A 13,041-nucleotide genomic window follows, 5' to 3' on the forward strand; every position below is an offset into this window, starting at 1 on the left:
AGCAGGATGAAATTCAGTGAACAATGGCTGCGTGGCTGGGTTAGCCCGCAGGTAGATCGCGACGAGCTGGTTGCCCGTCTGTCGATGGCCGGTCTTGAGGTCGATAGCGTAACGCCGGCCGCCGGTGAATTCAGTGGCGTGGTCGTGGGCGAGGTGCTGAGCACCGAGCAGCATCCGGACGCCGACAAGCTGCGTGTGTGTCAGGTCAGCAACGGCACGGAAACCTTCCAGGTGGTGTGCGGTGCGCCTAACGTGCGCCCGGGCCTGAAGATTCCGTTCGCCATGATCGGCGCCGAGCTGCCGGGCGACTTCAAGATCAAGAAAGCCAAGCTGCGGGGCGTCGAGTCCAACGGCATGCTGTGTTCGCAAGTCGAACTGCAGGTCGGTGAAGGCAACGACGGCCTGATGGAGCTGCCGGCCGATGCGCCGGTAGGCGAGGATTTCCGCGTTTATCTGAGTCTGGATGACGCGAGCATCGAGGTGGACCTGACCCCGAACCGTGGCGACTGCCTGTCTCTGGCCGGCCTGGCCCGTGAAGTCGGCGCGCTGTACGCCGCTCCGGTCACCCGTCCTGTGGTGCTTGCGGTTCCTGCGGTGCATGACGAAGTGCGTTCGGTAGAAGTGCTGGCCCCGGCTGCATGCCCGCGTTATCTGGGTCGTGTCATCCGCAACGTCGATCTCTCCAAACCGACGCCGCTGTGGATGGTCGAGCGCCTGCGCCGTGCCGAAGTTCGCAGCATCGACGCTGCCGTCGACATCACCAACTACGTGATGCTTGAACTCGGGCAGCCGCTGCACGCCTTCGATCTGGCGGAAATCAATGGCGGCATCCATGTGCGCATGGCGGAAGAGGGTGAGAAGCTGGTATTGCTCGATGGCCAGGAAGTCAGCTTGCGTAGCGACACGCTGGTGATCGCCGACCACACTCGCGCGCTGGCGATTGCCGGTGTGATGGGCGGCGAGCACAGCGGTGTGTCCGCGACCACTCGTGATGTGTTCCTGGAGAGCGCATTTTTCGATCAGATCGCGGTAGCCGGCAAGGCCCGCTCTTATGGCCTGCACACCGATGCTTCGCACCGTTACGAGCGCGGCGTGGACTGGCAACTGGCCCGTGAAGCCATGGAGCGCGCCACTGGCCTGCTGCTGGAAATCACCGGCGGTGAAGCCGGCCCGATCATCGAGACGGTGAGCGAGCAGCATCTGCCGTCGATCGCACCGATTACGCTGCGTGCACAGCGCATCACTCAGATGTTGGGCATGGAAATGGATTCGGCCGACGTCGAGCGTCTGCTCGGTGCCTTGGGTCTGAATATTTCCGCTGATGGAGCAGGGCAGTGGCGCGTTGAAGTGCCAAGCCATCGCTTCGATATCAGCCTGGAAGTCGATCTGATCGAAGAGCTGGCCCGTCTGTACGGTTACAACCGTCTGCCGGTTCGCTATCCGCAAGCCCGTCTGGCACCGCAAGCCAAGGCAGAGGCCCGCAGCGATCTGCCGGAGCTGCGTCGCCTGCTGGTGGCACGCGGTTATCAGGAAGCGATCACTTACAGCTTCATCGATCCGAAGCAGTTCGAACTGTTCAGTCCTGGTGTCGAGCCACTGTTGCTGGCCAACCCGATCTCCAACGACATGGCCGCCATGCGTTCGTCGCTGTGGCCAGGTCTGGTCAAGGTGTTGCAGCACAACCTGAATCGTCAGCAGGACCGTGTCCGCCTGTTCGAGAGCGGTCTGCGCTTTGTCGGCCAGCTTGAAGGCCTGAAGCAAGAGCCAATGCTCGCCGGTGTCGTATGCGGCAGCCGCTTGCCGGAAGGCTGGGCACAAGGTCGCGATACCGTGGATTTCTTCGACGTCAAAGCGGACGTAGAGGCGGTATTGGGCTTCGCCGGTGCACTGGATTCGTTCACTTTCGTGCCGGGCAAACACCCTGCGCTGCACCCGGGTCAGACTGCGCGCATCGAGCGTGAAGGGCGTGAAGTCGGCTTCATCGGTGCCATCCACCCTGAACTGTCGAAAGCCTTGGGTCTGGACCGCCCAGTGTTCGTTTTCGAGCTGGTTCTGGCTGAAGTGGCGCTCGGTAAAATGCCGAAATTCCATGAGTTGTCGCGCTTTCCTGAAGTGCGTCGTGACCTTGCACTGATCGCGCATAAAGACGTCGCAGCCTCGGCTGTGCTGGACGTAATCCTTGAAAATGCAGGCGAATGGCTCACGGATCTCAGGCTGTTTGACGTGTATCAGGGTAAAGGTATTGATCCTGATAGAAAAAGCCTTGCCGTCGGCTTGACCTGGCAGCATCCATCGCGCACTCTTAATGACGATGAGGTGAATTCGACGACGCAAAATATCCTCACCTCGCTCGAACAAAGGTTGAACGCCACGTTAAGGAAGTGACGTATGGGGGCTTTGACGAAAGCTGAGATGGCGGAACGTCTGTATGAAGAGCTGGGCCTGAACAAGCGGGAAGCCAAGGAATTGGTCGAACTGTTTTTCGAGGAAATCAGGCACGCTCTTGAAGACAACGAGCAGGTCAAATTGTCCGGTTTCGGCAATTTCGACCTTCGGGACAAACGCCAGCGGCCTGGCCGCAACCCGAAAACGGGGGAAGAAATCCCGATCACGGCTCGCCGTGTGGTCACCTTTCGTCCAGGGCAGAAGTTGAAGGCCCGAGTTGAGGCTTATGCTGGAACCAAGTCATAACGACGAACTACCCGTCATCCCGGGCAAACGCTACTTCACCATCGGTGAAGTCAGCGAGCTGTGTGCGGTAAAACCACATGTGCTGCGCTACTGGGAGCAGGAGTTTCCTCAGCTCAACCCCGTCAAACGCCGCGGGAACCGCCGGTATTATCAGCGCCAGGACGTGCTGATGATCCGGCAGATCCGCGCGCTCCTTTACGATCAGGGTTTCACCATCGGTGGCGCGCGTCTGCGCTTGTCCGGTGACGAGGCCAAAGATGACACCACCCAGTACAAACAAATGATCCGCCAGATGATTGCGGAGCTTGAGGATGTGCTGGTGGTTCTCAAGAAATAAAAAGCAGCCTTTAAATACTTCCAGTTTTCAAAAGCTTGCGATATATTCTTGAGCGTTCTTCGAGGTTGAAGAACAGGTTTCACGCCTAGTCGGGGCGTAGCGCAGTCCGGTAGCGCACTAGCATGGGGTGCTAGGGGTCGAGTGTTCGAATCACTCCGTCCCGACCATTATTCCTGAGTAGAATCAGACACTTAAGCCGATCAGTTAGGTCGGCTTTTTTGTGCCTGCGCAAAATCCGCGCAAAACTACCCCGTGATTTCGCTGATATTCAGGTCCGGAATTGCCTCGGACCAGATGATTTCCGCATGGTCCCGCTGGTAGTTTTTGGTCATGCTCTCGTTGGCATGCCCGGCGAGCAAGCCACTCCAGTGACCAGGAAGATTGCCCAAGCTCGCCAATCGGTGAGGTCGTCCTTGTGCCACCAGCTTGCAACGATGGCACCAATCAAGCCCGCGACGAGCCATTCAGCTTTGTCGAACAGGCGATGCAGAAGATCCATGCGCTCGACTCCGACTGCATGACTTGATTTGGATCGGCTCCAGCAGCACTCCCAGCTCGGAGCAATGGGTGTGGTGGAGCCGAAAACGAAAAAGCCCCGGCAAATGCCGAGGCTCAATGGGTGGAGATGGCGACCCTGTCAGGTTGCTGTCGTGGCGTTTCCCTCCAGTCCCCACGAGGCCTACAAGAAACGGGCAGTGTTCTACAACGCCACCGGGCGCACGAAGCACAGCTTGGTCGGTGCAGTGTTCCGCACCTGGCCGACGCTGACTGTTCCTGGGGCGCTTGATTACGTGGCCAAGGACATCGACGGGCAGGGCGTGAGTGTCTATCAGCAGTCCCAGTCGGTCATCGGGCACCTGCTCGAAGTGGGTCGTCACGGGCTGCTGGTGGACTACGCCGCAGTTGAGGCTGGAACTGTCAGCAAGGCCGACGAATTGTCCGGTCGCGCTCGGGCGAGCGTCGCCAGCTACACCGCAGAATCGATCATCAACTGGAAGACTCGCCAAGTCGGTGGCCAGCATCTGCTGAGCCTTGTTGTGCTGCGCGAGACGGTAGATGTCGACACGGACGACGGTTTCGGTAGTGAGCAGGTCATCCAGTACAGGGTTCTTCGCTTGGATCCGGCAGGGCAATACACCCAGGAAGTTTGGGAGGAGGGATCAAGCAAGGCTAGCCAAGTTGTTGCCCCTTTCACGCCGCTGAATGGCCTTGGCCGTCCATGGCAGGTGATCCCGTTCCAGTTTGTTGGCAGCGAGAACAACGACACCAGCATCGATGATGCGCCGTTGTACGACATGGCTGAAGTGAACATCGGTCATTACCGGAACAGCGCGGACTACGAGGAAGCTGCCTACCTGGTGGGACAGCCTCAGCCGTGGATGGCTGGTCTTGATGAGCAGTGGCGCGACCATATGGAATCGAACGGAGTTTTCCTTGGGTCCCGCGCCCCTTGGCTGCTCCCGGTCAGCGGTACTTGCGGCGTTTGGCAGGTCCAGCCGAACACGGTTGCCAAGGAGGCCATGGACGCCAAGAAGCAGGACATGGTTTCGCTCGGCGCCCGACTGATTGAGCGTGGCAGCGCGGTGAAGACCGCCACCCAGGCCGACAACGACAGCGCCGCCGAACACAGCGTTCTGTCTCTGGTGGTCAGCAACGTCAGCGAGGCCTATAGCCAGTGCCTGGCGTGGATGGCCGAGTTCGTGAATGCTGACGGCGAGGTGGTCTACAAGCTCAATCAGGACTTTAGCCAGATCACTCTGGACGCGATGATCCTGGCAGCGCTGTTCAACGCGGTGCAGGGGGGCAAGCTTCCAGAGGGTGACTTCTGGCAGTACCTGCGCGATCGAGGCGTGATCAACCCGGAGAAGACGGACGACGAAATCCGGGACGAACTGGAGGCGCAAAGCTCCGGACCGGCCTTGGACGACACAGAGGTAATCACGAATGGCGGCAAACCACACAATCCTTGATGCCACGATCCGGCACGCCGTTTTCCTAGAGCAGTTGAAGTCGGGGGAGGTGGCGAAGTTTGCGCCGTTCGGGCATCCATCGGCGACGGCGGTGCGCAGCAGGTGAGGGCTGACCTCTGCTATTACGACTGGCTCCAGCAGCAGCCGTCGGCGTTTCAGGACAAGGCCATAGGCCCGGTCCGAGCCAAGCTGTTTCGTGAAGGCGGCCTGAGTGTTGAACGCTTCGCCGAACTGCAGCTTGATCGTAACTTTGCGCCGCTGACTCTACTGGAAATGAAAAGGCTCGAGCCGTTTGCTTTCTACAACGCTGGTCTCTGAAAAAATGAGCGGCGGGGTTGCTCAGCAACACCCGCCTCAAGGAATCAAGGGCGGTCTCGATTAAACCATTGGGAGTCGATTTTCTTTTCTTTTGGAATCGGATGCTGCTTACAGAACTCGGCTGCTTCTTCGTAAACAATTTCGAGACAGTTGACAGTTCGCGAGTATGGCTGGATCTGGGCCTGCGAGATTGCTCGCTCACGATCAAAGATTTGACCGGGGAGCAACTGCGCTTGGTTGAAACGGATCTCGCGAAACAGACCGGTTTTGACCAATTGGTCGGTCACTTCGTTGACGGCCTGCATAGTGTTCCGATACGGCTTGCTGATGAAGCAGATCCGAATCAAAGCTTCGAGCGAGAAGCGCTCCCGGCCTTCGAAGTCACGAAGCGGTTTGGCGCGCTTGTTGATCGGAAGGCTTTGGATTCCACAACGCACCCAGTATTCGACGAATCGTGGAAGGTCAAGAGTTGCGCCGGCCCCAGCGTTTGGCAGGGTGATCGCCAGCGGGATTTCGTAGGTGGTGCTCATCGAGCCCCGCGATGGCTCAATTCCGAATGCACGCTTGTACTCATCGTCGTACGGGATGACGACGAAAAGTGGTTTTTTGTTTGCATCATAGATGATCTGATGGTTTTGCATTTGGACCTCCTTGGGTCGCATAAGGAGCGAATTATTTCGCTCCGTGAGCAAAAATATACTGCTCCCTGAGCGCTCCTTCAAGCATTTATTTGCTCCTCCTGTCTGTGGCCGTCCACAACATCACTTATTAATCCCTAAAAACAGTAGGCCGAGCCTGCATCTAAGTCTCTGGGAGACACCCAATGCTGAAATTCCAAATGGATACCCTGGAAGGGGTAGATGAAGCCGTGCGCGCTCTTTACATCGAGAAGGACGGCAAGTTCGTACTCGGCATTGAAGGTCTGCCGCAGCAAGAAGATGTATCCGGCCTGAAGGCCAAGGTTGATGAACTGCTCGGCGAGAAGAAGCTGGCCGAGAAGAAGGTGCGGGAGGCGGAAGAAGCCGCGCGCCTGGAGCGTGAAGAAGCCGCTCGCAAATCTGGCAATGTCGAAGAACTCGAGCGTTCCTGGACTGAAAAATTCAACCGCCGCGAAGCTGAGCTGAACGGCATGCTTGAGCAGGAGCGTGGAACGCTGGGCGGGCAGATCCGGGATCTGCCTGTCGGCTGTACCGCTACTGATATCGCGTCTGCCCTGGCGGTTCAAGGCAGCGCCAAAGCCCTGTTGCCACACATCGAACGCCGTCTGAGCGTCGAGCAGCGCGACGGGAAGCCTGTTGTGGTCGTCCTCGACGCACAGGGCAAGCTCTCGGCGGCAACGCTGGACGAGCTGAAAGCAGAAATCGCGAATGACGCGGCTTTCGCGCCGCTGATCGCGGGTAGTAAGGCATCGGGCGTCGGGGCTGCGGGTGCTAGAGGTGGCGGCGGGGCCGCGAAAGGAAACATCGGCGGCACCAAAACTGAACGTACTGCGGCGATCGCCAGCAAGTACCCAGATCTCCCACAATCGTAAGGAAATAGTCCATGTCCCTGTCTCAAATGCAGGTTTTCAACCAATACATCATGCCGGCGACTCTCGAAACGCTGGATCAGATGACTGCTGCCTTCAACGCTGCCAGCAATGGCGCAATCATCATCTCGTCAGAAGGCTTCACTGGCGACTTCCTCCAAGAGTCGTTCTTTCAAACCCTGGGCGCCGCACAGCGTCGTGTCGACCGCTACGCTGCGAACGGAGCCGCGCCGATCACCGACCTGACCGAGCTGAAGAACTCGTCGGTCAAGATCGCCGGCGGCTTCGGCCCGATCCGCTACGAGCCGTCTCAAGACAGGCTTCAGAGGCAATCGGATTTGCCTATCTGAAACTCGACTATCGGTGAGGCGGTTGAATCTTTGTAAAGGAGGTCAATGGAAAGACCCGATTTCACGAATTGTCCTAAACCTTTTTCATTACAGAATGCAGAAGCCGCAAGCGCTCTTGCGTCCTTGGTGAATTCATCAGAATCGATTTCGTTTTTCGTAACTTTAGTGAGTGTGTAAGAGATACGCATGACCTCATCGCTGTAGGTCACAGAATCGATGCGAGTTGAATCGTCAGATGCTTTTCCGGACTGAACACTCATGATGAGCGCGAGACCCTTGAGCTGGCGTTCCCGCTCCTGCTTTTTCTCTTCCGGAGCAGATTGTGCGTGCCATACCTGTACCAAAATAAAGAGCAAAATCATTGCCGAAAAAAAAATGATTATTCCGCGATTCTGTTTCAATTGAGATCACCGTAGCAAAAGGCCATCACTTATTTGACCATGCCGGTAACATCATCTCAAGTTAGTGGATATGCCGGTTACATCTCCGGCGCCGAGTTCCACGGCCAATCGTGAAATCTCCGGCCTCGCTACTGGCGCCAGGCTGATTTTTGGGTTGTTTTTATCGAATCAATAGCAGGTCTGATTGGCTCATTGTGTCTAAACGTTGGCACTGGTGAGATAGCTTCTGTTTTTGGCCCAGCATGTTGGGGCTTTTTTTTGCCTCAAATCAACCTGTAGCCAAGACAGCCTTCGGGAAGGCCTGGACGTCGATAGCTGGATAGTGCGTTGAGCCAGTATTCGTCGATCCTCTATGCGGCTGCGCATGCCTGTATATCACCTACGGAGGCGGCACCCGTCGCCAGATGCTGGTGGAGGGCGCAATTTGCGGCGGGCTGACCTTAACCATCATCAGTGGCCTGGACTTCTTCGACCTGCCACAGAGCATGGCACCCTTCTGGCGGTTGGGCTGGTTTCCTGGGCGTGGAGAAGATCCGCAACATCGTGGACCGGGTGACTGACTTCAAGCTCCCAAGTCGGAAGCCTGAATACGTCGTCCTGACGGGTGCTTCTACGCTTCAATTTGTTCGGGGCAGTTGAGTTGCTTATTCAGCTCGTGGCAATGAGTTTCTGCCTGCACAGCCTGAAGGAAATTTTGATTGATCGCCTAGCCTGTGCGGACATCGACGATTCGATAGTAGAAACCGTTCAAAACGCCGTTAGCGGGTTTCTTTTGCACGATGAATACTTCTTCCATGGCGACCCCCTTTTAAGTCAATTCCTACACCGTAGTAGCTGGATTTTCATTTTCCAGTGAAACGGATGAATGGGGCTTCGACTGACCGATCGATCGCTTATGGATTTGTCGCGACACGTTTCGCGAATCAGCAAATTGTGTCGCGGCATGCGACGTGATTGGTGTGCTGTCGGGCGCCCCAAAACGAATAAGCGATTGATATTGCGAGAAGGCCTTCTCAGGCTCGGACTCGTTTTTGGGTAATTGCGAGCATGATCGATGAAACTATCCCAGGCATCAGGAATATACATGTGGCTTGTGGGATTTCGCGGGTGTAGTAAGCGATGATCAAGCCCCAGGACATGGTAACCACTGCACTGAACGCAAGTAGGCGACTGTTTCGAAGATTGGGTGAGGCTGCCATCGCAAGTGAGTAGATTTTCCAGGCCGAGCCGATGCCGAAAATCGAGATGATGCAGATACCAATGGATCCTGCTACCACGAAGGGCGTTGTGGGAGGAATAAACATGGCAGGAATGAAGATGCCAATCAGCCCCGCTGTGAAAAGCAGAGTGATAGGCAGAAAGCCGACAATTGCTCCAATTGTCAGGCCAATGCGCAGTTTTGTCAGGTTCTCCATGTTTCTTGCCTTGGGTTCCATAGCGCCATTCGCGGGGGGGGATTACCGGCATCCAGCCACTATTTCAAGCCCTGGGTGATCCCCGTTCACGTACCGGGCCGCGACCAAGGGCTCACCGACGGCGATGCCGGCCGGTCCGTGCCTGTCGTTTGTCGGCTGCAAGCCACTTCATCCATGTATTAATCCTCCACGGCGCAGGCTCGTCGGCCGTTGTGCCAGGTGTCGGTTGGCAGAGCGGTGGGTCTTGCTAGAGCAAAAATGCAAAGCGACGAACTGCAGGATTTCGAATGGAGAAAATTGGAAAGGGTCCTGAATCTGTGCTTTAAAAGACAGGCCGCGAGTCAGGATTCCGCGGCATGTGCGCCTGGAAGGCGCCGGCCCGTGAGAGGCGGATTGTCTCCAGGTGTTTCCTGAATAATAAAAGGACTTAACGATGACTCTTTCTCTGCAAGACATCAAACCTGACCAGGTCGAAGCGTTCAGCAAGCAGTCGCGAGCTGCCTTTGATGCGGAAATCAAAAGCCGGCAAGCGGTTCTCAGTGCAAAGCCCGCGCTGCAGGAAGTTCTCAACCAAAACGTTCATCCGCAATCGTTGTGCGGCTGCGGATGTCAGCAAAACGTCTGTGGCTATTTCTGTTTTGAAGGTTGTGGTTGTGGCTGCGCGCCGCATCCTGAAACGATCCAGATCAGTTCGTCGCTCGCCATTATCGGGCCTGAAGCGCCACAGCAAGGCACCAAGGTTCGCTTCATCGGTCAAGCCTCGGGCTCCGGCAGCAACATCGACATTTCCAATGCCTACTTGCAGGGAACCGTGCCGGATGCGGAGAACCTCGTCAACGTTCCGCTGACGCTGCAACTGGCGATCAACGGAGGCACGTTGTCGCTGTCCTTGTATGAAGGCAACCGTTTGCTGACAGTGCTGACTCATCCAACGCAATATGGCACGATCAGTGGGCAGTTTTTCGGCGGTGGGACTGGCAAGTTCGTTCCAGCGTGATGTGACTGGCGACTAAGTCATTTCATGCGACACAAAAAGCCCTGACAGTCATTGTCAGGGCTTTTCAGTTTCTGGCTGTTTTCACACCGATTAGCTGTCGAATACCTGCGAAGGCCGGCGCAATGTCGGATCAAACGGATTGATCTTCGGCCCGATCCCCGCCGCTTCACGCTTGAGCAATTCCACCACCATCGGCAACCGGCTCGGCCCGAGTCGATCGCTGATGGTCGCCACACTCAACGCCGCCACCGCATGGCCGTTGCGATCCAGAATCGGCACCGCCAGACCTGCCATGCCTTCAAGGACCCCGGTGTTGCGTGCGGCGTAGCCCTGGCGGCGAACGTTCTCGACTTCCGAGCGCAGGAACACTTCGTCGTACAGGTGAAAGTCCTTGAGCCGTGGCAGGTTGTAGCGGATCACGGTTTCGCGTTCTTCCTCCGGCAGGAATGCGAGGATCGCCAGGCTGCCTTGCCCCACGCCCAGCGCCACGCGTCCGCCGATATCGCCGGTAAAGGTGCGGATCGGGTAGGGGCCTTCGCTGCGGTCCAGGCAGATTGCATCGAAGCCGCTGCGCGCCAGGAGGAACAATGAGTCTCCCAGCGATGCGCTGAGGCGCAGCATGCTCGGTCGCACCAGATCGCGCAGGTTGCCGGTATTGCCGGCGTTGGCCGCGAGGGCGAAGAACTCCAGGCTCAGTCGATAGCGTTTGGTGCGCACGTCCTGCTCGACCATGCCTTCGTCCATCAGGCTGCGCAGCAGGCGGTGGGTGGTGGGTTGCGAGAGGCCCACCTGTTGCGCGAGTTGGGTCACGCGCTCACCGCCTTCAGGCACCGTTCCCAGGATGCGCAGCAGCGCGAACAGTCGGGACACCGCGCCAGCACCCACTTCTTTCGCACTTTCATTCCGCTCAGTGGAATCCATTGATGATCTACCTGATACAAATTTTGTTGAATGAATAAAAATGAAAAAACTGCTTCATTCAGTGAAATTCTATCTTCCGTCCATCCTAGTCTTCGTCCTAATCTGCGTCCACAGGGGCGAAATGAACAACAAACGGCAGCCGGTTCCAATCGAGCGCCACCGCACCCGCTAGACCCTTTTCGCATCTGCCCAAAACAAAAAAGCGCGTCCCGACGCGACTCAAAAAGGTGGAACGCAGATATGGCATTTCTCCAGCTCAACGCCTTGAGCAAACGCTACGGCGCCGTCGATGCGGTGGTTGCCACCGACCTTGCAGTCGAGAAGGGCGAATTCGTGTCCCTGCTCGGTCCTTCGGGCTGCGGCAAGACCACCACGCTGCAAATGATCGCCGGATTCGTGGATGTCAGCGGCGGGCAGATCCTGCTCGACGGTCGCGATATCACTCACGCCAAGCCTGCCAGTCGTGGCCTGGGCGTGGTGTTCCAGAGTTACGCGCTGTTCCCGCACATGACCGTGCTCGACAACGTTGCTTTCGGCCTGAAGATGCGCAAAGTGCCGGCCACCGAGATCGCCAGCAAGGTTAGGACCGTGCTGGAACTGGTGCGCCTGAGCCAGCACGCCGAGCGCTACCCGCGCGAGTTGTCCGGTGGCCAGCGTCAGCGGGTGGCCCTCGCGCGAGCCCTGGTGATCGAACCGCCGGTGTTGCTGCTCGACGAACCGCTTTCCAACCTCGACGCCAACCTGCGCGAAGAGATGCAGTTCGAAATCCGCCGCATTCAGTGCGCCGTCGGCATCACCACGCTGATGGTCACCCACGACCAGGCCGAAGCGCTGTCCATCAGCGATCGTGTGGTGGTGATGCAGGCCGGGCGGGTGACCCAGATCGACGCGCCGTACAAGTTGTATGAACATCCGCGCACGCGCTTCATTTCCGACTTTGTCGGCAAGGCCAATCTTCTGGCCGGTGACTATGACGAATCGGGAGTCCCCCAGGTGCGTCATGCCGGCGGCGAAGGCGCACTGACCCTGAGCCTGCGCCCGGAAAAAATCAGTCTGGTGGACGCCGGTTCCGGACGCCTGCAAGGCGAGGTCATCAACCGCTACTTCTTCGGCAGCCAGTGGCTGTATCACGTCAACACCGCGCTCGGCGAAATCACCGTGGTGCGCAGCAACGACGGCGATGCGCCGCTGCGTTGCGGCACGGCGGTGGGACTGGACTGGCAGGCGAGTCTGCTGCGGGTGCTGGCGGCCGATGAGGTGCGCGCATGAGTCGGGGCTATCTGCTGTCGCTGCCGGCCCTGGCATTGTTTACCGGGCTGTTGATTGTGCCGCTGGGCCTGACGCTGGTGCTGTCGTTCAACGTGTTCGACTATCAGGTGGGCGTGAAGGCCGATGAATGGACCCTGGCACACTACCTGTCGCTGTTCAGCGATTCGTACTTCTACGAAATTTTCTGGCGCACCTTTTGGATCAGCGCGCTGGTGACTCTGCTGTGCGTGGTTATCGGTGTGCCGGAGGCTTACATCCTCAGCCGCATGGGCACACCGTGGCGCTCGGTTTTTCTGATTCTGATCCTCACGCCGTTGCTGATTTCGGTGGTGGTGCGGGCGTTCGGCTGGAGCCTGCTGCTGGGCGCCGACGGCCTGATCAATCAAATGATCCAGGCCTTGGGCGGACGTCCGGTGAAGCTGTTGTACACGCCGTTCGCCGTGGTCATCGCGTTGGTGCACGTGATGCTGCCGTTCATGATTATTCCGGTGTGGACCTCGTTGCAAAAGCTCGACCCGTCGGCAGAGCAGGCGGCGCTCTCGCTGGGAGCCAGCCAGACCACGGTGATGCGCAAGATCGTCTTGCCTCAAGTCATGCCGGGCGTGCTGTCCGGCACCCTGATCGTGTTCGGTCTGGCGGCCAGCTCCTTTGCGATCCCGGGCCTGCTGGGCGGACGTCGGCTGAAAATGGTCGCCACGGTGGTGTACGACCAGTACCTCTCGGAACTCAACTGGCCCATGGGCGCGACCATTGCGGTGGTGCTGCTGCTGGTCAATCTGCTGATCATGCTGAGCTGGAACCGCATGCTCGAAAGCCGTTACAAAAAGTCCCTGGGGGTTTAAGC

General features: G+C 57.8%; 11 protein-coding genes, 1 tRNA gene and 5 pseudogenes. 12 read left to right on the plus strand and 5 right to left on the minus strand.

Features of this window, described 5'->3' with window-relative positions:
• The first annotated feature begins 6 nt into the window (after positions 1 to 6).
• The 4 genes from pheT (at position 7) to N8H74_RS25255 (ending at position 3,195) form a co-directional block, all read left to right on the plus strand.
• Positions 7 to 2,385 carry a phenylalanine--tRNA ligase subunit beta gene (pheT, locus tag N8H74_RS25240; RefSeq protein ID WP_262151148.1) on the plus strand — a complete coding sequence of 793 codons (2,379 nt, stop codon included), beginning with the start codon at positions 7 to 9 and terminating at the stop codon, positions 2,383 to 2,385.
• Positions 2,386 to 2,388: 3 nt separating this feature from the next.
• Positions 2,389 to 2,691: an integration host factor subunit alpha gene (gene ihfA, locus N8H74_RS25245; protein WP_002553164.1), complete on the plus strand. Its 303-nt coding sequence runs from the start codon at positions 2,389 to 2,391 to the stop codon at positions 2,689 to 2,691.
• Complete coding sequence (locus N8H74_RS25250) at positions 2,672 to 3,028, plus strand: MerR family transcriptional regulator (protein ID WP_003179985.1); 357 nt, start codon at positions 2,672 to 2,674, stop codon at positions 3,026 to 3,028. Before ihfA ends, N8H74_RS25250 begins: the two co-directional genes overlap by 20 nt.
• Positions 3,029 to 3,118: 90 nt before the next feature.
• Positions 3,119 to 3,195: transfer RNA gene (locus N8H74_RS25255), tRNA-Pro, on the plus strand.
• 185 nt (positions 3,196 to 3,380) lie between these two features.
• Here N8H74_RS25255 and N8H74_RS25260 read toward each other — a convergent pair.
• A pseudogene (locus N8H74_RS25260) lies at positions 3,381 to 3,527 on the minus strand (MFS transporter); the annotation flags it as partial.
• A 172-nt stretch (positions 3,528 to 3,699) separates the two neighbouring features.
• On the opposite strand from N8H74_RS25260, the pseudogene N8H74_RS29355 reads away from it, so the two are divergent.
• Positions 3,700 to 4,998: pseudogene (locus N8H74_RS29355) on the plus strand (DUF4055 domain-containing protein); the annotation flags it as partial.
• Between the two features lie 63 nt (positions 4,999 to 5,061).
• A pseudogene (locus N8H74_RS25270) lies at positions 5,062 to 5,316 on the plus strand (phage head morphogenesis protein); the annotation flags it as partial.
• A gap of 44 nt (positions 5,317 to 5,360) precedes the next feature.
• Here the strand turns inward: N8H74_RS25270 and N8H74_RS25275 are convergent.
• Positions 5,361 to 5,957 carry a hypothetical protein gene (locus N8H74_RS25275; RefSeq protein WP_262151152.1) on the minus strand — a complete coding sequence of 199 codons (597 nt, stop codon included), beginning with the start codon at positions 5,955 to 5,957 and terminating at the stop codon, positions 5,361 to 5,363.
• A gap of 182 nt (positions 5,958 to 6,139) precedes the next feature.
• Between N8H74_RS25275 and N8H74_RS25280 the strand changes: the two genes are divergently transcribed.
• Both N8H74_RS25280 and N8H74_RS25285 read left to right on the plus strand, forming a co-directional pair.
• Positions 6,140 to 6,847 (plus strand): hypothetical protein, encoded by a 708-nt coding sequence (locus N8H74_RS25280; protein WP_262151154.1) that lies wholly within the window; start codon positions 6,140 to 6,142, stop codon positions 6,845 to 6,847.
• 11 nt (positions 6,848 to 6,858) lie between these two features.
• Positions 6,859 to 7,158, plus strand: a pseudogene (locus N8H74_RS25285) (major capsid protein); the annotation flags it as partial.
• Positions 7,159 to 7,166: 8 nt separating this feature from the next.
• On the opposite strand, the gene N8H74_RS25290 reads toward N8H74_RS25285, so the two are convergent.
• Positions 7,167 to 7,595 (minus strand): hypothetical protein, encoded by a 429-nt coding sequence (locus N8H74_RS25290; protein WP_225930202.1) that lies wholly within the window; start codon positions 7,593 to 7,595, stop codon positions 7,167 to 7,169.
• A 315-nt stretch (positions 7,596 to 7,910) separates the two neighbouring features.
• On the opposite strand from N8H74_RS25290, the pseudogene N8H74_RS25295 reads away from it, so the two are divergent.
• A pseudogene (locus N8H74_RS25295) lies at positions 7,911 to 8,234 on the plus strand (phage holin, lambda family).
• A gap of 374 nt (positions 8,235 to 8,608) precedes the next feature.
• Here the strand turns inward: N8H74_RS25295 and N8H74_RS25300 are convergent.
• Positions 8,609 to 9,010, minus strand: a complete 402-nt coding sequence (locus N8H74_RS25300; RefSeq protein ID WP_262151159.1) for a hypothetical protein — start codon at positions 9,008 to 9,010, stop codon at positions 8,609 to 8,611.
• 433 nt (positions 9,011 to 9,443) lie between these two features.
• Here N8H74_RS25300 and N8H74_RS25305 point away from each other — a divergent pair, with 433 nt between their 5' ends.
• Positions 9,444 to 10,007 carry a hypothetical protein gene (locus tag N8H74_RS25305; RefSeq protein ID WP_217834370.1) on the plus strand — a complete coding sequence of 188 codons (564 nt, stop codon included), beginning with the start codon at positions 9,444 to 9,446 and terminating at the stop codon, positions 10,005 to 10,007.
• A 90-nt stretch (positions 10,008 to 10,097) separates the two neighbouring features.
• On the opposite strand, the gene N8H74_RS25310 is transcribed toward N8H74_RS25305, so the two are convergent.
• Positions 10,098 to 10,928: an IclR family transcriptional regulator gene (locus tag N8H74_RS25310; RefSeq protein WP_217834371.1), complete on the minus strand. Its 831-nt coding sequence runs from the start codon at positions 10,926 to 10,928 to the stop codon at positions 10,098 to 10,100.
• Positions 10,929 to 11,168: 240 nt separating this feature from the next.
• Here N8H74_RS25310 and N8H74_RS25315 point away from each other — a divergent pair, with 240 nt between their 5' ends.
• Positions 11,169 to 12,197 (plus strand): ABC transporter ATP-binding protein, encoded by a 1,029-nt coding sequence (locus N8H74_RS25315; RefSeq protein WP_262151162.1) that lies wholly within the window; start codon positions 11,169 to 11,171, stop codon positions 12,195 to 12,197.
• Positions 12,194 to 13,039, plus strand: coding sequence for an ABC transporter permease (locus tag N8H74_RS25320; RefSeq protein ID WP_262151164.1), 846 nt, complete (start codon positions 12,194 to 12,196; stop codon positions 13,037 to 13,039). The genes N8H74_RS25315 and N8H74_RS25320 overlap by 4 nt, the downstream gene beginning before the upstream one ends.
• Positions 13,040 to 13,041 lie beyond the last annotated feature (2 nt).

The organism is Pseudomonas sp. B2M1-30, assembly GCF_025447575.1.
GTDB classification, from domain to species: domain Bacteria; phylum Pseudomonadota; class Gammaproteobacteria; order Pseudomonadales; family Pseudomonadaceae; genus Aquipseudomonas; species Aquipseudomonas botevensis.

Excerpts from the sequence above, each read along its gene's own strand:
- ihfA (WP_002553164.1), top strand. The coding sequence starts at position 2,389 with ATGGGGGCTTTGACGAAAGCTGAGATGGCGGAACGTCTGTATGAAGAG.
- N8H74_RS25305 (WP_217834370.1), top strand. The coding sequence starts at position 9,444 with ATGACTCTTTCTCTGCAAGACATCAAACCTGACCAGGTCGAAGCGTTC.
- N8H74_RS25250 (WP_003179985.1), top strand. The coding sequence starts at position 2,672 with ATGCTGGAACCAAGTCATAACGACGAACTACCCGTCATCCCGGGCAAA.
- N8H74_RS25280 (WP_262151154.1), top strand. The coding sequence starts at position 6,140 with ATGCTGAAATTCCAAATGGATACCCTGGAAGGGGTAGATGAAGCCGTG.
- N8H74_RS25300 (WP_262151159.1), bottom strand. The coding sequence starts at position 9,010 with ATGGAGAACCTGACAAAACTGCGCATTGGCCTGACAATTGGAGCAATT.
- N8H74_RS25310 (WP_217834371.1), bottom strand. The coding sequence starts at position 10,928 with ATGGATTCCACTGAGCGGAATGAAAGTGCGAAAGAAGTGGGTGCTGGC.
- N8H74_RS25320 (WP_262151164.1), top strand. The coding sequence starts at position 12,194 with ATGAGTCGGGGCTATCTGCTGTCGCTGCCGGCCCTGGCATTGTTTACC.
- N8H74_RS25315 (WP_262151162.1), top strand. The coding sequence starts at position 11,169 with ATGGCATTTCTCCAGCTCAACGCCTTGAGCAAACGCTACGGCGCCGTC.
- N8H74_RS25275 (WP_262151152.1), bottom strand. The coding sequence starts at position 5,957 with ATGCAAAACCATCAGATCATCTATGATGCAAACAAAAAACCACTTTTC.
- pheT (WP_262151148.1), top strand. The coding sequence starts at position 7 with ATGAAATTCAGTGAACAATGGCTGCGTGGCTGGGTTAGCCCGCAGGTA.